We start from the raw sequence: 25,738 nt of genomic DNA on the forward strand, positions 1-25,738 counted from the left end.
AAATAATCCAATTTTCACCCTTAACAGCTGTTTGGGCCGACTCCCGTGGGATTAGCACGTGCCGAAGACTACAGGCTGAGGCTGTGCCCACGGAAAGCGTGCCCAAATACTTGAATACTTAATAACTTTTTCACAATAAAAAAATTATTCTTCATGACCTTTATTTTCGATCAACTTTAATAAAGGTCGATAGTTGTCGTCAATCAAACCTGTAAATTCCACAATCAACTCTATCGTAATCAGGATTAGGATGAACATCATCAGTACACCCCATGGTTGTGATAAATATAAAACGATACTCGAAAGACTAAACAATAAAGCAATCGAATATATTAACACAACCGTTTGTCGATGAGAGTATCCTAATTGTAGTAACTTATGATGTAGATGTGACTTATCTGCTTGCATAATATGCTGACCATTCTTCACACGTCTTACCATCGCAAACAATGTATCGATAAATGGTACTGCTAAAATAACAATTGGGAAGAATAAAGATGCAAAGGTAATATTCTTAAAACCTAATAAAGATAAGAATCCAATAATAAAACCAATTAATAATGCACCACTATCCCCTAAGAAAATTTTAGCCGGGTGAAAATTAAAGCATAGAAAACCTAATAAAGCTCCAATTAGTACACAGCAAATCATAATAATAAAAATATTCGCTTGTAACATTGCTATAAAACCGATTGTCATTAACGCAATCACCGACACACCAGAAGCTAAACCATCTAGCCCATCAATTAAGTTAATTGCATTCGTAATAGCAACAATCCAAATAATTGTAATAGGTACACTGAAAATTCCAAAGTGTATCGTCGGACCCATTGGTAAAGAAATAAAATCAATGGAAACGCCATAAATAACTACAATACTTGCTGCAATAATTTGACCTATTAACTTTAACACTGGTTGTAAATCATAAATATCATCAATTAAACCTACGACATACATAATGAGTCCACCTAATATAAGTGGCTTTACCTCGGTTTCAATAGGATGGCCTAGCCATATACCTATTAAAAATGATAATAATATTACGGTCCCTCCTAAAACTGAAATCGGTTTAGTATGAACCTTTCTAAAATTGGGTTTATCTACAATCCCAAATTTATGTGAAACTTTTATGATTAACGGTGTGATTATTAAACTGACAATCATCGTGTAAATAATTAATAATAATGTATACATCAGTTTCACCTTCAATAAAATAACCTTGATTATTTTGATTTTAATTTTTAGCATTTATTATATAATAATATTAAACGATTGCAAACACATTTCATATCATACTTACTGACCATTTTTAAAATTCAGCTTCGTTCGACATAAACTGTTCTCTCTTTCCTATTCATACTTATTTATAAAAATTAGAAGTAATACGAAAAATTCATCGTTAATTTTTTTATTTAATAATTCAATTGTGTTTTTAGTATAATAAAAAACTATTTTAACATGAAATCATTGTGAATTATAATGAAATTATTTTTGCATTTTGATGACAAATTGTAAGTTTTCACTTACAATAACTAGTGGTTTAATTAAAAGGAGCGTAAAGTAAATGTTTGAAGCAATTATTTATAATATCTCAGTGATGGTTGCTGGAATCTATTTATTTCACAGATTACAGTACTCAGAAAATAAAAAAATGGAATTTTCAAAAGCATATGTATTCGTATTAATGACGGTTCTAGCTTTATTATTATCATCTTATCCTATTTCAATTTTTAACGAATATACGCTTTATCTAACTTTCGTACCTATTTTATTTTTAGGTCGTTATACAAATCTAATTTATACAGTTATATCAGCTTTGATTATTTCTGTAGTCAATTATCTCATAGGTGATTATACATTAATTTCAAGCGTGATCCTTGTAGCTATTGCAATCATCTCTGGAGCCATAGGTCCATTTATCAAACAGACTGATGCCATTGCAATTCAAATACTTAATGCCACTTCGTTATGTATCCTAGCAATATTGTCGCTCATCAGTCCGTATTATGAATTAATGCAAGTGGTCTATCTCATCCCATTATCATTTATCTTAACAGTGACTTCATCAATTACCTTTATCGATAATTGGCATTTCTTTTCACTCGTTAATCGCTATGAAAATGAAGATCGTCTCGATTATTTAACAGGTTTAGGTAATGTTAAAGAATTCGACAGACATTTAAATGAAGTTACAAAAATCGCTGAAGATAATCATGAAAGTTTAGGGTTGTTACTTATTGATATTGACGGTTTCAAAGAAGTTAATGATTCTTACACCCACAATGCCGGTGATGCAGTATTAAGACAGATGGCTCAATTGTTAAAAAATTATGTGCCACAACAATTTAGTATTTATCGTAATGGTGGCGAAGAGTTCTCAATCGTTTTAAATAACTATTCACTTGATCAATGTGTAAAGTTAGGCGAAAGCATTCGAGAAGGTGTTTCCCAATCTACTTTCCACCTACCAAATAATGATGTCATTAAATTATCTGTGTCTATCGGTGTAGGATACATTACGCAAGAAGATCACAAGTCTCAACGTACCGTCTTTAAAATTGCCGATGACATGTTACACATGGCTAAAAATGAAGGTCGAAACAAAGTAATGTTTAACCCAATCGTTAAATTGTAAAATCAAAGTAAGACAATTGAAATAAATACTATCCGAAATTTGCGAAGCCAGTTGATCAAACCAAGATCAACTGGCTTCATTTTTTATTTAAACCCCTATCCTTCACTAGATAAGAGATATTGGATTCATTAATACGTGTTACGATATAATAAAAAATATAACTGACATAAAAATACTATTGCAAGTTATACTCGTACACTGTAAACTTTCAATTGTTCTATAATCAATTTAGGAGGTGGGTCGTCAATGTCTGATTCAATTACTATTATCGATGAAGATAAGGTAATAGATGTTGTTCTCATTGCTGGAAGAATATTACTCGAGAGTGGCGCCGAAACATATCGTGTAGAAGACACAATGAATCGTATCGCCGCAAGTTTTGGTCTAGATGATACATATAGTTTTGTTACTTCGACAGCAATCATCTTCTCATTAAATAATCGTACGAATACACGACTCATTCGAATTCGTGAACGCACAACGGATTTAGAGAAGATCGCATTAACTAATAGTCTCTCACGTAAAATCGCAAATAAAGAACTCGATATCGATGAAGCGAAAACAGAACTCATCCATCTTCATCACGCTTCGTTACAGTTCTCATCTATTTCAAAGTTCTTCGCCGCTGCGATTGCTTGTGGTTTCTTCCTCTTCATGTTTGGTGGTGTGATGCAAGATTTTATCTTTGCAATAATCGCTGGTGCAGGTGCATTCTTAACGTTTGATTTCGTTCAACGTTTCATCCAAATTAAATTCTTCTCCGAATTTATAAGCGCAACTGTCGTTATTACCTTAGCTGTTGGTGCCACTAAATTAGGTTGGGCCCAAGATGCGAATATTATAACCATTGCTGGGGTTATGCCGTTAGTCCCTGGTATTCTCATAACCAATGCAATACGTGATTTAATGGCTGGCGAATTACTTGCTGGTATGTCACGTGGCGTCGAGGCAGCACTTACCGCGTTTGCGATTGGTGCCGGTGTTGCTTTAGTATTATTAATATTTTAAGAAAGGTGCGTACATATGGTCTTTGGTTATTATTTTCTACAGTTTATCGTAAGTTTTTTAGCGACGATGATGTTTTCTGTCATATTTAATGCACCTCGTAAACTATTACTCGCCTGTGGTTTAGTTGGTTCAATGGGATGGATGATTTACAAACTAACCATCGATTTAGAAACGAGTGAAGTCGTGGCAGCATTCTTAGGAAGTTTTATTTTAGCTTTAATGAGTCATATCATGAGTCGACGTTATAAACGACCTGTAATTATTTTCATAGTACCAGGCATCATTCCTCTTGTACCTGGTGGACTTGCTTATGAAGCGACACGTTATCTTGTGAGTAGTCAATATACACACGCTGTGAACACGTTTCTAGAAGTTACCCTTATTTCAGGAGCGATTGCCTTTGGAATCTTATGTGCAGAAATTTGGTATTACCTTTACACGAAAATCAAACAGTATTTTGGCAAATTAAATGGCAAAAGATACAAAAAGTCTTATAATATGAATAATAGAGTGTAAGGGGTGTTATATATGAAAAAAGATTTAATAGAACGATTAACAAGATATGTAAAGATTGATACGCAATCTAATCCTGAATCGACGACTACACCATCAACGGAAAAACAATGGGATTTACTTAATTTATTAGATCAAGAATTAAAGGCATTCGGTCTTGAAACAGAACTAGACGACAATGGTTATTTATTCGCAACATTAGAAAGTAATGTATCACGCCCACTTCCTACAGTTGGTTTCCTGGCACACGTTGATACATCACCGGATTTTAATGCTTCAAATGTAAATCCTCAAATTATCGATAAATATGATGGTGAAACGATTCAACTTGGTGAAACGAACCGTACATTAACACAAGCACAGTTCCCCCTATTAAAAGCAGTTGAAGGTCATACATTAATGGTTACTGATGGCACTTCACTTCTAGGGGCTGATGATAAAGCAGGAATTACTGAAATTATGGAAGCAGTGAAATATTTAACTGAGCATCCTGAAATTGAGCACGGTCGCATTCGTATTGCCTTTACACCGGACGAAGAAATCGGTAAAGGACCACATGCCTTTGATGTCGAGCGTTTCGGTGCTGACTTTGCATATACTATGGATGGAAGCGAATATGGTGAGCTTCAATATGAAAGCTTTAATGCTGCAGAGGCAAAGGTAATATGTCATGGTGTTAACGTTCATCCAGGTTCGGCTAAGAACACACTCGTCAATGCCATTCTTTTAGGTCAACAATTCAATGCACTATTACCGCAAAATGAAGTACCTGAAAGAACTGAAGGCTACGAAGGGTTCTATCACTTAATGCAATTCCAAGGCGATGTAGAACGTGCACAGCTCCAATACATCATTCGCGACCATGATAAAACAAACTTCGAACTACGTAAAAAACGTATGATTGAAATTAAATCAGATATTAATTCACATTATGAAGACGACCCAATCGAAATTGAAATCAATGATCAATACTATAACATGGGAGAAAAAATTGAAGCACAACCCCATGTGATTGAAATTCCTAAACGCGTATTTAAAACTTTAGACATTCCAGCAAACACAGAACCCATTCGTGGTGGTACAGATGGTTCGCAATTATCATATAAAGGATTGCCTACACCAAATATCTTTACAGGTTGTGCGAATTTCCACGGCCCATATGAATATGCTTCTATTGATATTATGGAAAAATCAGTCGAAGTTATTCTTGGTATCGTCAAAGAAATAGCTAAAGATGATACTCTAGCATAGTTCAAAACATAAAACATTAGTCAATCTTATTAAGCCCATCAAAGAGATTAATTATCTAAAATCTTTTTGACGGGCTATTTTGATATCTACGATTTGTATTTTCCTTAGCTGTTGGGACGTGACTTTATCACACCACCTGCTCAATAAATCTTTTTAAAATAACATAGTTAAAATAAAAAACGATGACTTCTATGTACATTTTCATAGAAACCATCGTTTTTAATTTATTCCTGTCTTTCTACAATAAACCCTAGAATTATTTTTGAGGGTCAAACTGTGTCTTTAACAGTTTAATTGCTTGAACCATATAATGTCTGATTTGGATACCCATTTTAAAATCAGTATAGTGTTTTGGCATTTCCATAAAGGTATTAAACATAGACGTTACACCCATTGATTCAAATAAATCAAACTTATCATTTGTCGCACAAATTGCAATTGACGGTTTGTGATGTTTCGTTGCGAGTTCTGCAATGCGAATCGTCGTAGTTTCTAGTAATTGATCTTCCTCATTAACACCTTCACCGAACACAATTAAATCAGCTTGTTCAATCAGTGATTCTAAATGAGTAATTTGATCTACTAATTCATGACTTGTCATAATTTCTGCATTATATAAGCCATTTAAAACTGCGGCAACGCCACCCCCTGCGCCACCTTTTTCAATTGGACCTAACGCAAGTTGCAATTCACTTTTAAATATTTCACTTAAATACCAAATTAAATTGTCTATTTCTGATGCTTTTTCACGATCGAGTCCCAACGCTTCGTATGATTGCATAATTTCACTGTGTTTGCCATATAACTTACTTTCAAAGTCAGTCATGACCTGTAAGCGAACATCTTTTAACTTAGGATGTAAACCACTTGTATCCACTTTACGAATATATTTTAAAACTTTAGCACCTTGTCGAACATCTACTTCTCGTGCTTCATCATCGTAAAATTTCATACCTAACGCTTGCAACATGCCCGCACCTGCATCGAAACTATCCATACCGCCAAGTGAGATTACAATGTGTTTCGCATCCTTCTCTAATGCATCCACAATAATTTCTCCTAAGCCGTAACTTGTACGTTCATTAATCGGTTTATTCCCTTTCATAAACAAATTACTTTCGATTACAGTGGTTTGATCATCTGTAATACCGTATACTGTTTCTACTTGATTCATATCAGCATCGTGCGTTTGAATGCGATACTTTGTACCAGATTGCCATAAAAATACAAAATCCATTAATTCATGACGTCCGTTAAATAGTGGTACTTGTACAATATCCGCTTTATCTAATTGACTGGCTACCGCTTCTTCGGCATAACGGTTTGCTTGGTAACTTGAAATGATACCATTAAATTCATCCATTGCCACTAAAACTTTCATTATGTCACCTCAAATATTTGTTTAAATTACTATAAGCTATAAATTTAATATGGATCGTTCACCTTATCCTAAATCGTTTAGCAAAGTGCCGTTTTAATCCCAAATAACTTTCCTAAACATTGTTACATTTACACTGTATTATACATGGCAAATAAGATTTTTTCACATAATAAAGAAACGCTTGCAATACCCTTCTTTGCTTTCGAGTATAGCAAGCGTCCCTTAATTAGTTTATTTCGTTTATTATTCTTCAGCGTTAGCTAAAGATTTCACATTGATATCTTCGTGATTAGCATGCCATATAGCTTTACCTTTAACAAAGTAAAATGCTTGTGGCGATTCATGTTTGATGTCAGTTTTTTCAGCTATGTAGTCTGACAATTCTCTTTCTTGTTGTACTACTAAATAATAGCCATCCATATCTCTTTCATATAAAAATTTGTTAAATTGATCTATTGCATTTGAAGAAATTGGACATGTTTCGCTATGTTTTAATACGAATACATACTTATTTTCATCAATAACTTGTTCAAACTGGTCAATCGAACTCAGCTTTATAGCCATTCTATTCACCTCTAAAAATATTTAACACACTCACATTTAATAAGTGTGAAATCCCCTCAAAAAAATGTCGTATCACTGCTTACAATTATACACAAATACCTTTTTATTGTTAACCGTTTATTAAAAATCAAGTTCTATTATAGTGCTGTCACAGTATTTTATTCGTATTTAACTTTAATGCTTTGATACTTTTCCTTGAATGACTCGTTGTAATGCTCTAAATCTTCACCATTTTTCAATAATTTGTCTCGATTAATTTTATCAATCTTCTCGCCGTTTGCTATCGTTTCACCGCGTGTTTCATAATAATTTTGTAAACTGTAATACATTTCAATTGCATTTTTACGTGCATTATTTGCATACCCATCTTTTAACTCTAATTTATTTAATTCTCTAATTTGGTCTGTAATTAAAGGCATAATTTCGTCATCGATCGCTTGTTGAGAGTCGTGTGAAACAGAATCACCTAACGTATTTTCAGATTTTGCTTTTAATTTTTTGTTTGTTTCAGCTATTTTATGCTTTAATTTGTTCACTTCATCGCTTTCCCCTGCTGAATTGGCTCTTTTAATATCATCTTCAACAAAGGCTCTATTTTTTTCAAATAGTTTCGTATAATCTAAAATATCTTCATTTGCTTTAATAGATTGATTATATAAATCTACATAAGATTTAACTTCATATATAGCATCTTTTTTTCGATTAACTGTTTTCATATATTCTTTTTTTAATGTCTTCGTATCTTCTGAAGTTGCAGGTAACTTTTCCGCTGATTGTTTATATTCATCAAATTTCTTTATTAATTTTCTATTTACTTTGTTTTGGATATCATTAAACTCTTTTTTATTTTTATCAGTTAATTGCGATTCACTTAAATCGTTTAATCGACCTAATTGTATATCATCAACCGTATTCTGTAATTCTTGGTCTTTTTGCTCAACTTTGGCATATGACTCTTTAAACTTTTTAAAATCAGAGCCATTCCCATTTCCACATGCATTAAGTATGATTGCCACAGAAAATAATAACGTGATATAAACTATTTTTTTCATATCTGCACTCCTTATCAATAAGTATTATACATAAAGTTATTTATATTGGAAATCAAATATGATATATTGTTTCAGAATTTATAGTTGTTAAATTACTATTTGTGTAAGGAGACGTAACATGCACTCAAATATTCAAACTTTTATAACTGAAGATGACGATCAATACTTTGCAACTCAATATAAAACGATACGTCAAGTTCTATTTAATTTACTTGATACGCCCGTGCAAACAACCTTTCACATAGGAGGTACAAAGCATTTTAATTACCCGACCGAACCCATCTTAGATATATTAGTCGGTGTGAATAACCTGCACGATATAACTGCTTTAGACGAAAAACGCTTAAACTATGAAGGCTTTTACCGTTTACATCATCCTTATAAGAAGAAAGTGGTAATGGCAAAATTCAATAATTTAATTGATTTAAGACAAACTGTACGTTTACACATAATTCAAAAGGATTCACCGCTTTACAATGCATACCTAAATACTAATGAAGCACTATCAACAAAGCCCGAATTAGCAGAACAATTTGGACAACAAAAGCAACAAATCACACAACATGTGACGACGATACGTCCATATGAAAATCAAAAACAGCAACTATTTACCAAATTAGCCAAACGCTTAGGCACATAGTAGATAAGACATTTTCAAAATGTATTGACCTGTATTGGGTTTAAATGAATTTTTTATCGGTAATATAAACCATACTATTTAGCATATTTAATGAAACATTGCTATAATAAGACAACGAATTAAATATGAAAGGATGTTCTATAATTGCATAAAGATACGATCTTAAAAGAACTCGAAGCAATTATCCCAAAAGAAATTATAAAAGTTGATGAACCATTAAAACGTTATACATATACAGAAACTGGTGGGAAAGCAGACTTTTATTTATCTCCCACACAACATGAACACGTTCAAGAAATTGTACATTTTGCGTATAAAAACGATTTACCGGTCACATATTTAGGCAATGGTTCAAATATCATCATTAGAGAAGGCGGAATTAGAGGTATTGTTATCAGCTTATTATCACTTGATAAAATAGATGTATCAGATGATGCAATTATTTCAGGTAGCGGTGCAGCAATTATCGACGTTTCGCGCACTGCACGTGATAAAAGTTTAACTGGTCTGGAATTTGCTTGTGGTATTCCTGGCTCAGTCGGTGGTGCTGTCTTCATGAATGCAGGTGCATATGGCGGTGAAATCAAAGACTGTATCGATTATGCTCTTTGCGTGAACCATAAAGGTGAACTTATCACACTGACAAATAATGAACTCGAGTTAGATTATCGTAGCAGTGTCGTTCAAAAAGATGATCTCGTTGTAGTTGAAGCTGCGTTTACGTTAGAACCGGGTAACCAAGAAGAAATTCAATCAAAAATGGATGACCTCACTGAACGTAGAGAAAGTAAACAACCTTTAGAATACCCTTCTTGCGGAAGTGTGTTCCAAAGACCACCAGGCCACTTTGCTGGTAAATTAATTCAAGATTCCGATTTACAAGGTCATCGTATTGGTGGCGTAGAAGTCTCTAAGAAACATGCTGGATTTATGGTAAATGTAGACAAAGGAACTGCGACAAATTATGAAGATTTAATACATCACGTACAAAATGTCGTTAAAGAAAAATTTGACGTAGAGTTACATCCTGAAGTAAGAATCATTGGTCAGCACCCAGACGAATAACTAGGAGCGAAACATTTTGATAAAAATTAATGGCCCAACAGTAGATAACGAAAGTCGATGTATTCATTACCAAACACCTTTAGATATCATTGCAATTAAATTTAAATGTTGTAATAAGTATTATCCTTGCTACAAATGTCATGAAGCTAATGAAGATCATGACATTAAACGTTGGAAACATGAGGAATATGATGAAAAAGCTGTCGTTTGTGGCGTATGTCAATATGAAATGACCATCAATGAATATATGATGGTAGAAGCATGTCCGAAATGTAATGGCCATTTTAATAATCGTTGTAAATTTCACTATCATCATTATTTTTCAGTATAATTCAAGTTATAAAATAAGAAGCGAGACAGAAATCTATTTGAAGTTAATAGATTTCGAAGTCTCGCTTTTTTAATTTATTTGTTCATTTACATAGGATACAAATTTTTCTGCATCACCTTTTTTAATATCTTTCATAGGCATTGGTCCGATTTTAAATTTAAAGTGGATCACATTACCGTCGTAAGTAACTGATTCAATTTCATTGTAAGCAATACTTCGGTAGTAAAATTCTCCATTCATATCGACATTTAGAATCAACCTTTCGTTTGTCGCGATGAATGCACCTTCAAATTCCGTACTACCTTGAATTGAATATTCAATGGTACCGAGAACAGTTGGTCCTTTCTTTTCTGTTGGATATAAATCATTCGGATTGACATTATCCAAAACCATAAATAAACCCCTCCCACGCTGTCTTTTTAACTATTATACATGTTGTAATACCATAAATTAATTTAGTTGCTTAAATTTTTATATCTTCTAATCTTTCAGAAGTCTTCGCTTCGATAATGATTATGAGTATAAAAATAGACCGAGAAGTCATATCGCTTCTCGGTCTAAAAAAATTATTAACTTATTTATCATCAAATACGAAGTCTTCATCACGTAATGCTTCTACATTTAAAGCAAGTGTATAACCATCACCTTTAACTGAGAAGAAATCATGGTTTTTCGTTGAAGTATCCAATGCGTTTTCAATGATTGGATTGAATTCTCTTTCTTCAAAGTAAGGTTCAAAGCCTAAATTAGATAAAGCTTTGTTTCCGTTGTAACGAACATAGTTAAGTACATCGTTCGTTAACCCGATATCATCGTAAAGTGACTGTGTATATGAAACTTCATTTTTATATAAATCATCTAATAATTTATACATTTCTTGATCTGCACGTTGCTTTTCACTTTCAGATAGCTCATTACGTAAACTTTGTGCATCCATACCTGTGAATACACCGTGAATAGATTCGTCTAATAAAATCTTACGAATAATTTCACCAGAAGTTGTCATTTTACCTTGTCCAGCAAGGTACAGTGGATAATAGAAACCTGAATAGAATAAAAATGTTTCTAAAAACACACTTGAAACTCGAGCCATATATTGATCAAAGATTGAAGCTTCTTTTGACCATAATTTGTGATAGTTCTCGATAATTTTATCTGATTTATATTTTAAATGTGGCTCTTCAATTACCCATTTATCTAATAAATAGTTTGTTTCACTTGATGGTAATAATGTCGTGAATATATGAGAATAACTTTTTGCATGAATTTGTTCCATCATAGCCATAAATGAATACACTGCTTTTTTACGTAAATCCGTAGTATGCAGCATGATAAGTGGCATACCATCATCTGCTTGGTGTGTATCTAAACCAGTTAAACCTGCTAATGCTTTTTTGAAAGCATTTTTCTCGGCATCGGATAATGTTTTCCAACTTGCGATATCTTTAGATACTTTAAACTCTGTTTCAACCCACATTTGTGATATATTTTGTCGCCAAAACATATTCGTCATATCTTCTTGCGTATTCCAATTGACTGCTTTCATGATTGAAAATGTCTCCTATTCGGTAAAATTTAGTTAACAATGATAGATGAGGCAAGGCCTTAGCACCCAAGAAGCAGTGCATCATCAACCTTAACCTCATTCAAAAAATCGTTTGGCTCACGGTCAATTTATATTAAATTGCACAGCTTGTGCATTCTTCAACGCTTAATAATTTATTTCTAGTGTAATATAGAGATTTTAATCCTTTATGATGTGCGTAAACATATAATCTTGATAATTCACGAGTTGATATTTCTGAATTAACGTAAAGTATCGTTGAAATGCCTTGGTCCACATGTGTTTGAATTGTTGAAATTAAATCAATCAATTTCATTTGATCAGTGTTGAATGCTGATTTGTAATACCACATTGTTTCTGGTGATAAGAATGGCATTGGATAGAATGTTTCAGCATTACCATAAGTACGACGTTCAATTTGGTCCACTATAGGCATTACTGAGCTTGTTGCATTTTGTACGTATGAAATACTTTGAGTTGGCGCAATCGCTAAACGATATGCGTGGAATAGTCCATGTTCTTCAACCTTTTGTTGCAATGCTTTCCAATCTTCTGCTGTTGGGATATCTAAACCATCAAATAATCTAAGTACTTTTTCATATTGTGGTTCGAATGATTGAGAAGTATAGAACTCGAAATATTTACCGTTTGCATAGTCAGACTTTTCGAATCCTTTATATGTCTCTTTACGTGATTGAGCAATTTCCATAGAACGTTCTATTGAATAATAGTTCATCATCATGAAGAACGTATTTGCAAAATCTTTCGCTTCTTCTGATTCATAACCAATTTTATTTTTAGCTAAGTAACCGTGTAAGTTCATAACGCCTAAACCAACAGAATGTAACTCGCTATTTGCCTTTCTAACACCTGGCGCATTTTTAATATCTGCATCATCACTTACTACAGTTAACGCATCCATACCCGTATGCACTGAATCTCTAAATTTACCAGATTCCATGACATTTACGATATTTAGTGACCCTAAATTACAAGAAATATCACGTTTGATTTCGTCTTCAGTACCATAGTCATTAATGATTGAAGTTTCTTGTAATTGGAAGATTTCAGTACATAAATTACTCATTTTAATTTGACCAATATCTGAATTAGCATGAACTTTGTTCGCATTATCTTTAAACATTAAATATGGATACCCTGACTGTAATTGAGTTTGAGCAATCATATTTAACATTTCACGTGCATCTTTTTTCTTCTTCTCGATATTAGGATTTGCGACAAGTTCGTCATAATATTCATCGATATTAATATCGTCTAAAGTCACGCCATATTCTTTATAGATTGTATGTGGTGCAAACATGTAAAAGTCTTTACCTTCTTTTGCTAAATCAAAGAATTTTGAAGGGACGATAAGACCAGTTGAAATTGTAGATAAACGTAGATCTTCATCGGCGTTAACCTTTTTAGTATCTAAGAATTCTTCAACATCGAAGTGGAAGATATTTAAATAAACTGCCCCAGCACCTGGTCTTTGGCCTAGCTGGTCGGCATAACTGAAACCACCTTCAAGTGATTTAGCAACTGGTAATACGCCTTTTGCTACACCTTTTATACCTTTAATTGCTTCGCCACGTGCACGTAGCTTAGATAAGTTAATCGCAACACCGCCACCAATTTTACTTAATTGCTTAGCAGTCGCATCTATAAAGTTGATTGAGTTTAAACTATCGTCAACTTCAAGTAAGAAACATGAGACAAGTTCGCCTCGGCGTGCACGACCTGCATTTAAAAACGTTGGTGTTGCAGGTTGATATCTTTGTTCAATCATCGCTTTAATAAATTGTTTAGCAGTCGCTTTATGACCATTTGCTAAATATAGTGACACGATAACCACATGTTGATTGTAATCTTCTAATAGTTGTTTTTTATCATTCGTTTTTAACGCATAATCTTTGTAAAATTTGCTCGCTGCCATGTAACTTGCAAATTTAAAATCAATGTTTTTTGCAAAATCAGTAATTTCAATAAGGTCTTCTTCTGAATATTTTTCGAACACATCGAAGTAGAAATTATTGTCCACTAAATAATGAAGACGCTCAATTTCAGAATCAAAGAAAATGGTCTTATCTTTAATCTCTTCCATGTATACAGCTAGCGCTTCTTGATCTTTTTCTAAATCGAAAAAGCCATTCTCTTTACGCTTTGTGACTTCATTGTTCAACTCTATATGATTGTATTGTTTCTCGTCCATAACCTTCATTTATGTGCCCCACCTTATCTTTAAATTCGCTAATATCTTCGTTAGTGCCTTGAACTTCAAATTTCATTAATAATGGTACTTGAAAGTCTGCTGCAATAGTTCGGCCGGCTTTCGCAAAATTTTGTCCCCAATTGCGATTGCCACTCGCTGCCACAGCTCTTAACAAATCATGATTTACATCTAAAAATGATTGTACGGGTGGCGGGATTTCACCGAATCCTATCGTACCAGTGACCAATATAAAAGGTTCCTTCACACGTTCAGTACAATTCGCTTGCGTAATTTCTAAAGTGTCAGCTATCTCTGTTCGTTGAATAAATCTACGCACATTTCCTGAAAATGAGTAATACGCGACCTTCATTAGACCACCTACTTCCTAAAATTGTCATGATCTTATTCCAAAATATCTATCGTTCAACTTTACGCAAAATCTAAAAATTACACATTGTGCTTAATTATATTAATTTACACAATATATAGAATTACCATAGATATGTATCAATGAAACAATCTCAAATTATATACCAATTTTCATTAAAATTGTCATATTTAAGCATCGTAATAGTGTCTTTTTAATTAAAATTTGATTTATTATAAATAAATTGACCACAAGCTAAAACACAATATCTTGTGTTAAGTTTGGGTCATCAACACTATATTATGTGTTTCATTATACATAACTCTTTCTGAGAATTAAAGACATAAAATTGAACTGGTTTGAAAAGATATTTTTAAAAAATGGCACCGAACCACGTGAATAAGCCTTTTGAAAATTTTTTAAATTTTTATTCCCAACTTCAAGCTAAAATTCTTGCAATTTAAAAAACATTATCTTCTGTTATCAACGAACTGAAATAGAACATTTGTTCGCATTTCCATATTATACTACTTCTGAGTTTATTTCAAGGATATACATATTGTATTTCTATGTGCTACTATAGATACGTTAAATTTTAGAAATTGAGGCGATAGTTGTGAATCCTAAAGTAAAAGGAATTATCGCAATTTTAATTTCCGCGATCGGTTTTAGTTTTATGTCAGTATTTTTTAGACTAGCTGGAGATTTACCCGTCTTTCAAAAATCGCTCGCACGAAATTTAGTTGCGATGTTTATACCGTTGTATTTCATATTCAAATATAAACAACCACTTTTCGGTAAGTTGAGTAGTCAACCTTTATTAATATCCAGATCTGCTTTAGGCCTCATTGGTGTATTATTAAATATTTACGCCATTGACCATATGATTTTAAGTGATGCAGATACATTAATGAAGCTTAACCCATTTTGGACAATTTTACTTAGTTTACTCTTCTTAAATGAAAAAATTCGAAAATACCAACTTATAGCAATGATTGTAGCTATATTAGGTATGTTGTTCGTAGTGAAACCAGAGTTTTCTTCTGCTGTGATTCCAGCACTTGGAGGATTACTTTCAGGAATATTTGCTGCCGGAGCGTATACATGTGTTCGTGCGCTAAGTTCACGTGAGGCACCTTACACAATTGTCTTTTATTTCTCATTCTTTTCTATTATAGCATTGATTCCATTTACGATATTTACATTTGAACCAATGTCATGGATTCAAGTGTTATACCTTATTGGTGCAGGTTTATCTGCAGCAATCGGTCAAATTGGTATTACATTAGCATATAGCTTTGCACCTGCAAAAGATATATCCATCTTCACTTACGCTTCTATTATATTTACAGCAATATTTGGATTTATATTATTTAAAGAATCACCAGATTTATTTGCAATATTAGGCTATATTATCATTATTGGTTCAAGCTATTACATGTTTGAGAAAGCACGACGCCAATCTGCTACCACTGAAAAATAAAGTTAAGGAGAGATTTCAATGTCTGAAGGACGCAATAAAGAACAATTAGAAGATATTACACTATTAGGAAATCAAAATAATAAATATGAATTTGATTACACACCTGAAGTATTAGAATCATTCGATAATAAACACCAAGGTCGTGACTATTTCGTCAAATTTAATTGCCCTGAATTTACATCATTATGCCCTATTACAGGTCAACCTGACTTTGCCACTATATATATTTCATACATTCCTCATATCAAAATGGTAGAATCAAAATCGTTAAAATTATATTTATTTAGTTTTAGAAATCATGGCGACTTCCATGAAGATTGTATGAATATTATTATGAACGACCTAATTGATTTAATGGATCCCCACTACATTGAAGTCTGGGGGAAATTCACTCCACGTGGTGGCATTTCGATTGATCCTTACACGAATTATGGACGCCCTAACACAAAATACGAAAAAATCGCAGAACATCGCTTAATGAACCATGACCTTTACCCAGAAAAAATTGATAATCGATAATCACATTTATCAATAATTTTACTCAGGGTATGGGACAGAAATCGAATTTTCTAAAAGTGATATCGTAGTCCCTCTAATTGCCATTGAGGCTGAGACATTTATTTTTGTCTCGGTCTCTTTTAATTTATTTATTCTAATTTCTGCATAAAATTTCCACTTGTTTTTTCAGAATATTCAGTATAAAATTAATCAAACATACATTGGGGGGAGAAGATGAAACAAGTCACATATACACATGAAGAAATAATGGAAAGTACGCCACGAAAAGGTTTTTTCGGTCATCCAAAGGGTCTGAGTACATTATTCGTAACTGAATTTTGGGAACGTTTTAGTTATTACGGGATGAAAGCCATCTTAATCTACTACTTATATTACAGTGTAGCTCAAGGTGGATTTGGATTGAGCGAAGGCGCTGCGATGCAAATTGTATCAATTTACGGTACTTTAATTTATATGTCTGGAATCATTGGTGGTTGGATTGCCGACCGAATTACCGGCACTCAAAATGCAGTGTTTTATGGTGGATTTTTAATTATGTTAGGTCACATATTACTTTCATTACCTAACAATCTAACATTGGTCATGGTTGCTTTAGCAGTAATCATTGCCGGAACCGGCTTACTCAAACCGAACATTTCAACTACAGTTGGGGAACTATACGATCGCAATGACGTGAAACGAGACAGTGCTTTCACGATTTTTTATATGGGAATTAACTTAGGTAGTTTACTCGCTCCACTTATTACTGGTTACCTTCAGACACGCATAAGCTTCCATGCTGGGTTCTTAGCTGCAGCTATCGGTATGTTTTGTGGTCTCGTTGTTTATATTTTAAAGCGAAAAGTCAACCTTGGTCTTGCAGGACGCAATGTACCTAACCCACTGACAAAGCCAGAAATTAAAAAATTGTCTGTCATCACAGTGGCTGTTGTAATTTTATTTTTACTCTATTTATTAATATTACATTTATTCAATGCATTAACTCTAAGCAATTTTAGTTTGCTTGTGACAATACTGGGAATCGTTCTACCGATTTACATTATCATCAACATGTTAGTGAGCAAAGATGTTAATAGAGAAGAACGTTCAAGAATTATCAGCTATATACCACTATATATTACATCTGTAGCTTTTTGGATGATTCAAGAGCAAGGGTCCACTGTTTTAGCAACCTTTGCAGATAAGAAAACGCAATTAGAAATGTCTAAATTAACGAATGGTGCAATTGACTTTTCAATACCTGCTTCATGGGCACAATCTTTAAATCCGATATTTATTGTCATACTCGCACCTGTTTTTGCAGCTTTATGGGTTAAATTAGGGAAGCATAATCCACCAACAGTACATAAATTTGCTTATGGTGTTATCACGGCTGGATTATCGTATTTAATTATGGTCATCCCATTATTAAGTGGCGTCGAATTAGTTAACCCAATTTGGCTCGTTTTAAGTTTCTTATTAATCACTTTTGGTGAGTTATGTATTTCACCTGTGGGGCTTTCTACGACAACGAAATTAGCACCCGTTACATTTACAGCTCGAATGATGAGCTTATGGATGTTAAGTAACGCTACAGCACAAGGTTTAAACGCACAACTTGTCGTCGTATATGAACACATGAAACAAGCAGATTACTTCTTATATTCAGGTTTATTTGCAGTCGCAATTGGTATCATATTATTAATCATTTCGCCAAAAGTAAAACGTGCGATGAAGGGTATTTATTAATTTTATAAAATAGTTTAAGAGGCTAGGACAAAAATAGATGTCTTAGCCTCTTTGTCTATTAATGGGACTACGACATCTCAATTAAAAGATTCGGTTTCTGTCCCACTCTCTTTTATTTCGTATCAAATTAGTGTAAATCGATTAAATATATAAACAGTTATTATATTTATTAACTAATAACACACTTACTTTCTAAATAAATACAAGTCTGTTATGATAAAAACAATAATATAACATAATATTCTAAATATTGTTATTTTTAGAATATTGTTGAAATTGAAAATATTTACGAGTAAAATACTTTTTATATCTTTTTTGTTTCATTGAATGGGGAGTGATAAAAATGAACAAGAAAGCAACAACTTACGACGAAGCAGTTCAATCAATACCTCAAAAAGGCTTCTTCGGTCATCCTAAAGGTTTAGGTGTTTTATTTTTTGTAGAGTTTTGGGAAAGGTTTAGTTATTACGGCATGCGTGCCCTATTAATCTTTTATATGTATTTTGCAATAAAAGATGGCGGTCTCGGCATGGATAAAACAACTGCACAATCAGTAATGGCAGTCTACGGTGCATTAATTTACATGACTTCCGTATTAGGTGGTTGGATTGCAGATAGAATTACAGGGACACGATTAGCTACTTTATTAGGTGGCATATTCATTATTATTGGACATATTTTTTTAAGTTTACCATTAGCTACAACAGGTTTATTTATCTCTATGTTCTTTATTATTTTAGGTTCTGGTTTAATGAAACCTAATATTTCAAATATCGTCGGTCGCTTATACCCTGAAAATGACGTACGAATCGATGCAGGCTTTGTTATTTTCTACATGTCTGTCAACATGGGAGCGCTAATTGCACCAATCGTATTAAACCAATTCGTAGGGTCAGGTAAATTCCATGGCGGATTTTTAATCGCAGCGATCGGTATGGGACTCGGCTTAATATGGTACTTTATATTTAATAAACGCAACTTAGGTGAAATTGGTTTACAACCGTCTAACCCGCTTAACCAAAGTGAGAAAAAACGTTACGGACTTATTTTCGCTATTGCAATCATAGTTATCGTAGCTATCTTAGGTATTACAGCAGCAACTCATACATTATCGTTCGACATTATTAGTACAACCGTACTCGTACTCGGCGTCGCTTTACCCATAATTTATTTCACAGTTATGATTCGCAGTAAAGAAGTAACTTCAGATGAACGTTCTCGTGTCGTTGCATTTATTCCATTATTTATTTTAGGTGTTTTATTCTGGTCAATCCAAGAACAAGGATCCAATGTTCTAAATATATACGCACTCGAACAAAGTGATATGAAACTGAATTTATTCGGGTGGACAACAGGTTTTGGAGCAGCGTTATTCCAATCTATTAATCCATTATTCATTGTGTTACTCGCACCAGTAGTGTCTATGGTTTGGGCTAAAATGGCCACTCGCCAACCTAGCCTACCTACGAAATTTGTATTAGGTGCAACATTAGCTGGACTATCATACATATTGATAGCAATTGTAGGTTATGCATCTGGTTCAGCACATATTAGCGTAAACTGGGTCATTCTATCATATATTATTTGTGTTATCGGTGAATTATGTCTCTCACCTACAGGTAATAGTAGTGCTGTAAAACTTGCACCAAAAGCTTTCAACGCACAGATGATGAGTTTATGGTTACTTACGAATGCCACTGCGCAAGCTATTAATGGATCATTAGTTAAATTAATTAAACCATTAGGTCAAACCAACTATTTCTTATTTTTAGGTGCTTTAGCAGTCGTTATAAGTATTATCGTCTTGATGTTTGTACCAAAAATTATAAAAGGTATGCGTGGCATAAAATAATTTTTTCAAACTACTATGAATTTCAAAATAAGTTCATAGTAGTTTTTTTGTACTCATTAAGTTAAAATGTGTATACATAAAAATAAAGTTTTAAGGAAATGGTGAAACTATTGGCAAATCATAAATTTAAACATGGTGTGCTTTTTTATCATGAGCATTCCGGTATAAAGGATATATACAGAGGTTTAGGCGACGTTGCAGCTTCACTTACTACATTTTGTAAACACTTATCTATTCAGCTCAGTGAAAATGAAGGAGACATTATTAAATATTGTGAAGAAATCAAAACACAACAATATAGCGATGATGTCGATATCGTATTTATTTTAGGTGGAGACGGAACAGTAAACGAGTTAATCAACGGCGTCATGCAAAACAATTTAGATGTGCCTATTGGCATTATTCCGGGCGGGACATTTAATGATTTCGTGAAAACTTTGAATCTAAATCCACGTCATAAACCTGCCAGCCAACAATTAATGCAATCAGAATTACAAACTTATGATGTAATGAAGATTAATGATCAATATGCCTTAAACTTTGTTGGTATGGGACTCATCGTGCAAAACGCTGAGAATGTACAAGAAGGAAATAAAGATGTATTTGGGAAATTAAGTTACGTAGGTTCTACAATGAAAACTTTACTTAATCCAGAACACTTTGACTATAAAATAACATTTGATGATAAAGAAGTTGATGGAAATACTTCTATGTTAGTTGTAGCAAATGGTCCTTTCATTGGAGGTAGCCGCATTCCATTAACAGATTTATCTCCAAGCGACGGATATTTAAATACATTTATCTTTAAAGAACAAGGTACAAGTGTACTTAATGATATATTCAAACAACGTGATAGTATGAATTGGAACAAAATGACAGACGGTATACAACACGTCTTATCTAAAAAAATCACTATAGAAACCGATCCCCAACAAAAGGTGGATATGGATGGTGAAATCGCGTTAACAACACCATTAGAAATTGAAGTCATCCCTAATGCAATTCAAATCTTAACGTTACCCGAAGAAAAGTTAGAAAATGATGACTTAAATTGATAAATCCACTGAACAGTAGAAAAGGTAATTTCTATTAATTACGTTGAAACGAAAATTTTATAAAAATAGCCACCCTAAAAGATTAATTCAATCTTTTAGGGTGGCTATTTTCTGTAATCGGACAGAGGTTTTACTTACTACCTAAGAAATAGGCTTCGATTTCTTTCCAATTATTCATACGAATAAAACGATCTTCATTTGCATTATGTGCCGCTGAAAACATAATCGAAGTTCCAGTAAAAATACTTAACTGTTTTGGATTATCATCTATTAAGTAATCAGCTTTAACGATATTCTTTCTACCACAAAAGACAAACTGTTGTGGATCTAAGAAAGGAAAATGCTTTCTTAACCAACTGTATTTATCGTCAAATGAAGTTGGTACATCCATTGCTGCTGTAGCGATGTAAATATCATAGTGTTGCGATAACTTTTCAACCACTTCTTGTGCATCTGGCATTACCGACAATTTATAGAAGAAACCAGGTTCTCTTAATAACCCGTTTAAAATGCCTTCATGTTCCGGCATTGCTTGTCTTAACCTTTGGCCTTCAAACATGTCGTATTGCAAGTTTAACTGTTGTCGTCTATTCACGCCTTCGATTAAAGCACCAATAGTATCTGCAAGCACCTCGTCCATATCTATAGCAATAGATTGTCTTGTCATTAATTATTCTACTCCCTTTTTAATTCAACTTTTCCAAAGGCATAGTTATTAAATAGATTGTCACTTTTAAGTATAGCAAATATATTACTGAAACTAAAATGCATTTCTTTAAATAAACAATTGCCTAAAATATTTTAATTAATCTTACTAGTTTATTAAAATTCAAATGACTGAAGCACTTGAATCATTTTTTCATTCTGTTCAGGGTAACCAATCGTCAGACGAATACCTTGTGGAAAGACACGTGTAATACATCCTACCTTCAACAATGCTTCAAACAATGCTTGAGGTTTATCCGTTTTCACATAAATAAAGTTTGTCTGACTTGGGTAGAAATGTTTACTTTCTTCTAACTCGAAGAATTTCTCTCGTTCTTCTGCATTACGGTTTCGAACTTCTTGAATATAACTTTGATCTTTCAGTGCTGCATGTGCTGCATATTCAGATAAACGCCCAACATTAAATGGCGGACGAATGATATTCCATTTTTCAATAGATTCTTGAGCAGCGACAACATATCCAATGCGCATACCTGCTAGGCCATATGCTTTTGAAAATGTACGTAATAAGAATGCATTCTCGAATTGTTGTTGTAATTTGAGCGTGTCAGGAAAATCTTCAGCAGTCGCATATTCTACATATGCCTCGTCAATTAAAACTGGTATTTGTGCAGGAACACGTTCAAGGAACTGTGTTAATTGATTATGCGTCATATAACATCCCGTTGGATTGTTTGGATTACATAACCATATGAGCTTTGTTTGGTCATCTATAGCTTTTAAAATACCTTCTAAGTCGAAGTGTCCATCAGTCAGAGGTACTTGTTCTACATCAGCCGCTTCTACAATCGCGTTATGATAATACTGTCCAAATGTCATTTCACTCGTCACAATCTTATCACCTGGCGTTAACACCGCACGTGAAATCATTAATATCACTTCATCTAACCCTGCCCCAAATAATATACGTGATGGGTCTACATTTAAATGTTCGCTAATCGCTTGTTTAAGGAGTGGTGAGCCTGTTTCGGGATAAAATTGTAGTTCATCCAAATGATTTTGAATGGCTTCTTTAACGTGCGTCGAAGGGCCATAGACATTTTCATTAGAAGCTAATTTATGTAAATCACCTTCAATCTCATATTTATCTTTCAATGCTCTCGGAGATAAACCAGGTTCATAGGCTGATAATTGTTCGATTTGCTGTTTCATAAAATGACACCCTCCTTAATTTACTGAATTTTCGAAACTTAGTAACTATTATATACCTTATATTTATACGAAATCAATAGCAATTTATTTACCACTAATTCAAAATAACCTAGTATCAATATTTAATGGACGAGCACCATTAATATCAATACTAGGCATTTAGGTCAATCTATTAAATTGTGCTTCTCTAAATACTTTTTCGCAACTTGATATGGGTCTTTGTTTTTCACTGTTACATCGTAATTCATTTTTTGCATATCTTCATTGGAAATTTTGCCAGCTAATTTATTAAGCGGTGCTTTAATTTCTGGATGTTCTTTTAAATATTTTTCTTTAAACATCGGTGCACCTTGATATGGTGGGAAGACGTGTTTATCATCCTTTAATACGACCATATCGTATTGTTTTAATTCGGCATCCGTTGAATAAGCATCAATTAAATTAATATTTCCTTTTTTAACGGCTTGATAACGTAACTTTGGTTCCATTTTTTTAACGTTTGAAACATCCAAGTGGTACGCTTTTTTCACTGCTGGGAAACCATCTTTTCTATCGTTAAATTCCATAGTGAAACCTGGTTTTAGTTGGTCACTCACTTTTTTCAAATCACTTATCGTTTTAATATGGTGTTTCTTGGCAAAGTCCTTTTTCACTGCTAATGCATACGTATTGTTATATTTCATTGGTTTAAGCATAGTCATGTCGTATTTTTTTTGCAGACTAGATTTAGCTTGCTGATACACTTTATCTTCTTGCTTTGAATGTAGTGATTCTTTGGTTAACTCTCCTAATACAGTACCTGTAAACTCTAAGTAACCATCGATATCATCGGATTTCAACGCATTAAATAGGAATGATGTCTTACCCATACCATCTTTGACATCAACCGTATCATCAGTTTCATCTTCAATTAATATCTTATACATATTCGTAATTACTGAAGGTTCAGAACCTAACTTACCGGCTAATGTGATTTTTTCACCTTTATTCGCAAACATTGGCACGATAATAACGAGTAACAGCACGAGAACAATTGCGCTTAATGTTATTAATAATTTCTTATACGATAACTTTTGCATATAACGTAATACTAAATCGAATAATATCGCCAGTAATGCTGCAGGAATGGCTCCAATTAATATTAAAGCACTATTATTTCTATCAATACCGAGAAGTATGAGGTCCCCTAAACCACCTGCACCAATTAATGCAGCTAGTGTTGCTGTACCGATGATAAGTACCATAGCCGTTCTTATACCTGCCATAATGACCGGCATAGCAATTGGCAATTCAACTTTAGTCAAACGACGTCCAGGCTTCATCCCTATACCTTTGGCCGCTTCAACAAGTGACGGATCAACCTCTTGTATACCCGTATATGTATTTCGTAATATCGGTAATAAAGCATACACAACTAAAGCTATAATGGCTGGTACTTTACCAATTCCGAACAATGGAATCATCAATCCAAGTAATGCCAGTGACGGAATCGTCTGTAAAATTGCTGCGATATTCATAACTATTTCTGACAATCTACGCGTTTTTGTTAATAAAATACCTAAAGGAACACCAATAAGTGCTGCGATAAATAGCGCTATAAATGAAATTTGCATATGTTCAAAAATCGTAGTTAAGAGTTCGCCTTTTCTATCTGAAAGTGTGGACAAAAATTCATGCATGATTGCCACCTCCAGTACGTTGTGCTAAATATTCGAACATAGTTTCTCTGTTAAGTTTATAATGTTTCGCAGTAGTTTCATCTTTAATAAACACCGTTTCATGTTTAGACAATTCTGGGTACGCTTCGTTGACAGTACGTTGACTATCAAATATAGGATATGTATGACTCATTTCTTCATCCCCAACAGTTGGTAAAGTTTCAATGATATCAGATAGTTTCATTGAATGTGTTGGTAGTTGCGCTTTATCCCCAATAAACTGTTTCACGAAGTCATTTTGCGGATGATTTATAAAACCTTGTGGTGTATCTATTTGTTCAATATGACCTTCATTTAATAAACATAAGCGGTCACCCAACTTCATCGCTTCTTCAATATCGTGCGTTACAAAGATAATTGTCTTTTTAATTTTTCTTTGTAATTCAATCAAATCATCTTGTAATTTCTCACGACTAATTGGATCCAATGCACTAAATGGTTCATCCATTAAGATGACTGGCGGATCTGCAGCCAGTGCGCGAATTACACCAATACGTTGACGTTGCCCACCTGATAGTTCATCTGGTTTGCGTGATTTATAAATTTGAGGATCCAAGTTGACCATCGTTAAGAGCTCATCAACTCGCTCATCAATCTTTTTCTCCGACCACTTTTTCATTTGAGGTACTTGTGCAATATTTTCCTTTACTGTCATATGTGGGAATAATGCAATTTGTTGTAATACATATCCCATGTCCCATCTCATTTCGTACACTGAATAATCACTAATAGGTTGGCCCTTAAAGTAAATGTAACCTTCCGTTAATGAAATTAACCGATTAATCATTTTTAAAGTCGTCGTTTTACCACATCCTGATGGCCCAATTAATACAAAAAACTCGCCTTCTTTAATATTAAAACTCACATCATCTACAGCTAATTTATTCCCATAACGTTTTACAACGTTTTTAAATTCAATCAA

24 protein-coding genes are annotated in these 25,738 nt (G+C 33.5%); 12 read left to right on the top strand and 12 right to left on the bottom strand.

Annotated elements, in window-relative coordinates; translation table 11 throughout:
* Positions 1 to 144: 144 nt before the first annotated feature.
* Positions 145 to 1,194 carry a glycosyltransferase family 4 protein gene (locus NGI30_RS08055; RefSeq protein ID WP_251519122.1) on the bottom strand — a complete coding sequence of 350 codons (1,050 nt, stop codon included), beginning with the start codon at positions 1,192 to 1,194 and terminating at the stop codon, positions 145 to 147.
* 370 nt (positions 1,195 to 1,564) lie between these two features.
* Here NGI30_RS08055 and gdpS point away from each other — a divergent pair, with 370 nt between their 5' ends.
* The 4 genes from gdpS (at position 1,565) to pepT (ending at position 5,407) form a co-directional block, all read left to right on the top strand.
* Positions 1,565 to 2,635: a GGDEF domain-containing protein GdpS gene (gene gdpS / locus NGI30_RS08060; RefSeq protein ID WP_251943283.1), complete on the top strand. Its 1,071-nt coding sequence runs from the start codon at positions 1,565 to 1,567 to the stop codon at positions 2,633 to 2,635.
* A 246-nt stretch (positions 2,636 to 2,881) separates the two neighbouring features.
* The gene (locus NGI30_RS08065) at positions 2,882 to 3,643 is read left to right on the top strand and encodes a threonine/serine exporter family protein (RefSeq protein ID WP_251519115.1); all 762 of its coding nucleotides are present in this window, start codon (positions 2,882 to 2,884) and stop codon (positions 3,641 to 3,643) included.
* Between the two features lie 15 nt (positions 3,644 to 3,658).
* Positions 3,659 to 4,159: a threonine/serine exporter family protein gene (locus tag NGI30_RS08070; protein ID WP_251519113.1), complete on the top strand. Its 501-nt coding sequence runs from the start codon at positions 3,659 to 3,661 to the stop codon at positions 4,157 to 4,159.
* 12 nt (positions 4,160 to 4,171) lie between these two features.
* Entirely contained in the window at positions 4,172 to 5,407 is a 1,236-nt protein-coding gene (gene pepT, locus NGI30_RS08075) for a peptidase T (RefSeq protein ID WP_251519112.1), read from the top strand.
* A 256-nt stretch (positions 5,408 to 5,663) separates the two neighbouring features.
* Here pepT and NGI30_RS08080 read toward each other — a convergent pair whose 3' ends face one another.
* The 3 genes from NGI30_RS08080 to NGI30_RS08090 form a co-directional block, all read right to left on the bottom strand.
* A complete protein-coding gene (locus NGI30_RS08080; RefSeq protein ID WP_251519111.1) occupies positions 5,664 to 6,788 on the bottom strand; it encodes a glycerate kinase in 1,125 nt (374 codons plus the stop codon).
* Between the two features lie 243 nt (positions 6,789 to 7,031).
* Positions 7,032 to 7,352: a bacillithiol system redox-active protein YtxJ gene (gene ytxJ, locus NGI30_RS08085; protein WP_251943286.1), complete on the bottom strand. Its 321-nt coding sequence runs from the start codon at positions 7,350 to 7,352 to the stop codon at positions 7,032 to 7,034.
* A gap of 158 nt (positions 7,353 to 7,510) precedes the next feature.
* Positions 7,511 to 8,404 carry an EMYY motif lipoprotein gene (locus NGI30_RS08090; protein WP_251943288.1) on the bottom strand — a complete coding sequence of 298 codons (894 nt, stop codon included), beginning with the start codon at positions 8,402 to 8,404 and terminating at the stop codon, positions 7,511 to 7,513.
* Between the two features lie 118 nt (positions 8,405 to 8,522).
* Here NGI30_RS08090 and NGI30_RS08095 point away from each other — a divergent pair, with 118 nt between their 5' ends.
* The 3 genes from NGI30_RS08095 (at position 8,523) to NGI30_RS08105 (ending at position 10,440) form a co-directional block, all read left to right on the top strand.
* Positions 8,523 to 9,044: a GrpB family protein gene (locus tag NGI30_RS08095; RefSeq protein ID WP_251519106.1), complete on the top strand. Its 522-nt coding sequence runs from the start codon at positions 8,523 to 8,525 to the stop codon at positions 9,042 to 9,044.
* A 144-nt stretch (positions 9,045 to 9,188) separates the two neighbouring features.
* Positions 9,189 to 10,109, top strand: coding sequence for a UDP-N-acetylmuramate dehydrogenase (gene murB / locus NGI30_RS08100; protein WP_251519105.1), 921 nt, complete (start codon positions 9,189 to 9,191; stop codon positions 10,107 to 10,109).
* A gap of 16 nt (positions 10,110 to 10,125) precedes the next feature.
* On the top strand, positions 10,126 to 10,440 hold the full coding sequence (locus NGI30_RS08105; RefSeq protein ID WP_251943290.1) for a CHY zinc finger protein: 315 nt from the start codon (positions 10,126 to 10,128) through the stop codon (positions 10,438 to 10,440).
* Positions 10,441 to 10,509: 69 nt separating this feature from the next.
* Here NGI30_RS08105 and NGI30_RS08110 read toward each other — a convergent pair whose 3' ends face one another.
* The 4 genes from NGI30_RS08110 to nrdI form a co-directional block, all read right to left on the bottom strand.
* Entirely contained in the window at positions 10,510 to 10,833 is a 324-nt protein-coding gene (locus tag NGI30_RS08110) for a PH domain-containing protein (protein ID WP_251943291.1), read from the bottom strand.
* Between the two features lie 181 nt (positions 10,834 to 11,014).
* Positions 11,015 to 11,986, bottom strand: a complete 972-nt coding sequence (nrdF, locus tag NGI30_RS08115) for a class 1b ribonucleoside-diphosphate reductase subunit beta (RefSeq protein ID WP_251519101.1) — start codon at positions 11,984 to 11,986, stop codon at positions 11,015 to 11,017.
* A 133-nt stretch (positions 11,987 to 12,119) separates the two neighbouring features.
* Positions 12,120 to 14,225: a class 1b ribonucleoside-diphosphate reductase subunit alpha gene (nrdE, locus tag NGI30_RS08120; protein ID WP_251519100.1), complete on the bottom strand. Its 2,106-nt coding sequence runs from the start codon at positions 14,223 to 14,225 to the stop codon at positions 12,120 to 12,122.
* Complete coding sequence (gene nrdI / locus NGI30_RS08125; protein ID WP_251943292.1) at positions 14,176 to 14,586, bottom strand: class Ib ribonucleoside-diphosphate reductase assembly flavoprotein NrdI; 411 nt, start codon at positions 14,584 to 14,586, stop codon at positions 14,176 to 14,178. The genes nrdE and nrdI overlap by 50 nt, the downstream gene beginning before the upstream one ends.
* A gap of 613 nt (positions 14,587 to 15,199) precedes the next feature.
* Here nrdI and NGI30_RS08130 point away from each other — a divergent pair.
* The 5 genes from NGI30_RS08130 to NGI30_RS08150 all read left to right on the top strand — a co-directional run bounded on the left by NGI30_RS08130 (position 15,200) and on the right by NGI30_RS08150 (position 21,220).
* Positions 15,200 to 16,066: a DMT family transporter gene (locus tag NGI30_RS08130; RefSeq protein ID WP_251519097.1), complete on the top strand. Its 867-nt coding sequence runs from the start codon at positions 15,200 to 15,202 to the stop codon at positions 16,064 to 16,066.
* Positions 16,067 to 16,084: 18 nt separating this feature from the next.
* Positions 16,085 to 16,585, top strand: coding sequence for a preQ(1) synthase (gene queF / locus NGI30_RS08135; RefSeq protein ID WP_251519095.1), 501 nt, complete (start codon positions 16,085 to 16,087; stop codon positions 16,583 to 16,585).
* A 213-nt stretch (positions 16,586 to 16,798) separates the two neighbouring features.
* On the top strand, positions 16,799 to 18,313 hold the full coding sequence (locus tag NGI30_RS08140; RefSeq protein ID WP_251943294.1) for a peptide MFS transporter: 1,515 nt from the start codon (positions 16,799 to 16,801) through the stop codon (positions 18,311 to 18,313).
* A 343-nt stretch (positions 18,314 to 18,656) separates the two neighbouring features.
* Positions 18,657 to 20,165 carry a peptide MFS transporter gene (locus NGI30_RS08145; protein ID WP_251943296.1) on the top strand — a complete coding sequence of 503 codons (1,509 nt, stop codon included), beginning with the start codon at positions 18,657 to 18,659 and terminating at the stop codon, positions 20,163 to 20,165.
* Between the two features lie 110 nt (positions 20,166 to 20,275).
* Complete coding sequence (locus NGI30_RS08150; RefSeq protein ID WP_251519088.1) at positions 20,276 to 21,220, top strand: diacylglycerol/lipid kinase family protein; 945 nt, start codon at positions 20,276 to 20,278, stop codon at positions 21,218 to 21,220.
* A 130-nt stretch (positions 21,221 to 21,350) separates the two neighbouring features.
* Here the strand turns inward: NGI30_RS08150 and NGI30_RS08155 are convergent, their stop codons facing one another.
* The 4 genes from NGI30_RS08155 to NGI30_RS08170 form a co-directional block, all read right to left on the bottom strand.
* Complete coding sequence (locus NGI30_RS08155; protein ID WP_251519087.1) at positions 21,351 to 21,887, bottom strand: 5' nucleotidase, NT5C type; 537 nt, start codon at positions 21,885 to 21,887, stop codon at positions 21,351 to 21,353.
* 155 nt (positions 21,888 to 22,042) lie between these two features.
* Positions 22,043 to 23,098: a histidinol-phosphate transaminase gene (gene hisC, locus NGI30_RS08160; RefSeq protein ID WP_251519086.1), complete on the bottom strand. Its 1,056-nt coding sequence runs from the start codon at positions 23,096 to 23,098 to the stop codon at positions 22,043 to 22,045.
* A 164-nt stretch (positions 23,099 to 23,262) separates the two neighbouring features.
* A complete protein-coding gene (locus NGI30_RS08165; RefSeq protein ID WP_251943298.1) occupies positions 23,263 to 24,777 on the bottom strand; it encodes an ABC transporter permease/substrate-binding protein in 1,515 nt (504 codons plus the stop codon).
* Positions 24,770 to 25,738: an ABC transporter ATP-binding protein gene (locus NGI30_RS08170; protein ID WP_251943301.1), complete on the bottom strand. Its 969-nt coding sequence runs from the start codon at positions 25,736 to 25,738 to the stop codon at positions 24,770 to 24,772. Before NGI30_RS08170 ends, NGI30_RS08165 begins: the two co-directional genes overlap by 8 nt.

Source organism: Staphylococcus sp. Marseille-Q5304 (assembly GCF_943737015.1).
GTDB lineage: Bacteria > Bacillota > Bacilli > Staphylococcales > Staphylococcaceae > Staphylococcus > Staphylococcus hsinchuensis.

Coding starts and splice junctions, on each gene's coding strand:
- nrdI (WP_251943292.1), bottom strand. CDS start 14,586: ATGAAGGTCGCGTATTACTCATTTTCAGGAAATGTGCGTAGATTTATT.
- NGI30_RS08155 (WP_251519087.1), bottom strand. CDS start 21,887: ATGACAAGACAATCTATTGCTATAGATATGGACGAGGTGCTTGCAGAT.
- NGI30_RS08090 (WP_251943288.1), bottom strand. CDS start 8,404: ATGAAAAAAATAGTTTATATCACGTTATTATTTTCTGTGGCAATCATA.
- queF (WP_251519095.1), top strand. CDS start 16,085: ATGTCTGAAGGACGCAATAAAGAACAATTAGAAGATATTACACTATTA.
- NGI30_RS08165 (WP_251943298.1), bottom strand. CDS start 24,777: ATGCATGAATTTTTGTCCACACTTTCAGATAGAAAAGGCGAACTCTTA.
- hisC (WP_251519086.1), bottom strand. CDS start 23,098: ATGAAACAGCAAATCGAACAATTATCAGCCTATGAACCTGGTTTATCT.
- NGI30_RS08080 (WP_251519111.1), bottom strand. CDS start 6,788: ATGAAAGTTTTAGTGGCAATGGATGAATTTAATGGTATCATTTCAAGT.
- NGI30_RS08110 (WP_251943291.1), bottom strand. CDS start 10,833: ATGGTTTTGGATAATGTCAATCCGAATGATTTATATCCAACAGAAAAG.
- gdpS (WP_251943283.1), top strand. CDS start 1,565: ATGTTTGAAGCAATTATTTATAATATCTCAGTGATGGTTGCTGGAATC.
- pepT (WP_251519112.1), top strand. CDS start 4,172: ATGAAAAAAGATTTAATAGAACGATTAACAAGATATGTAAAGATTGAT.
- NGI30_RS08065 (WP_251519115.1), top strand. CDS start 2,882: ATGTCTGATTCAATTACTATTATCGATGAAGATAAGGTAATAGATGTT.
- nrdF (WP_251519101.1), bottom strand. CDS start 11,986: ATGAAAGCAGTCAATTGGAATACGCAAGAAGATATGACGAATATGTTT.
- NGI30_RS08095 (WP_251519106.1), top strand. CDS start 8,523: ATGCACTCAAATATTCAAACTTTTATAACTGAAGATGACGATCAATAC.
- nrdE (WP_251519100.1), bottom strand. CDS start 14,225: ATGAAGGTTATGGACGAGAAACAATACAATCATATAGAGTTGAACAAT.
- NGI30_RS08140 (WP_251943294.1), top strand. CDS start 16,799: ATGAAACAAGTCACATATACACATGAAGAAATAATGGAAAGTACGCCA.
- NGI30_RS08055 (WP_251519122.1), bottom strand. CDS start 1,194: ATGTATACATTATTATTAATTATTTACACGATGATTGTCAGTTTAATA.
- ytxJ (WP_251943286.1), bottom strand. CDS start 7,352: ATGGCTATAAAGCTGAGTTCGATTGACCAGTTTGAACAAGTTATTGAT.
- NGI30_RS08145 (WP_251943296.1), top strand. CDS start 18,657: ATGAACAAGAAAGCAACAACTTACGACGAAGCAGTTCAATCAATACCT.
- NGI30_RS08070 (WP_251519113.1), top strand. CDS start 3,659: ATGGTCTTTGGTTATTATTTTCTACAGTTTATCGTAAGTTTTTTAGCG.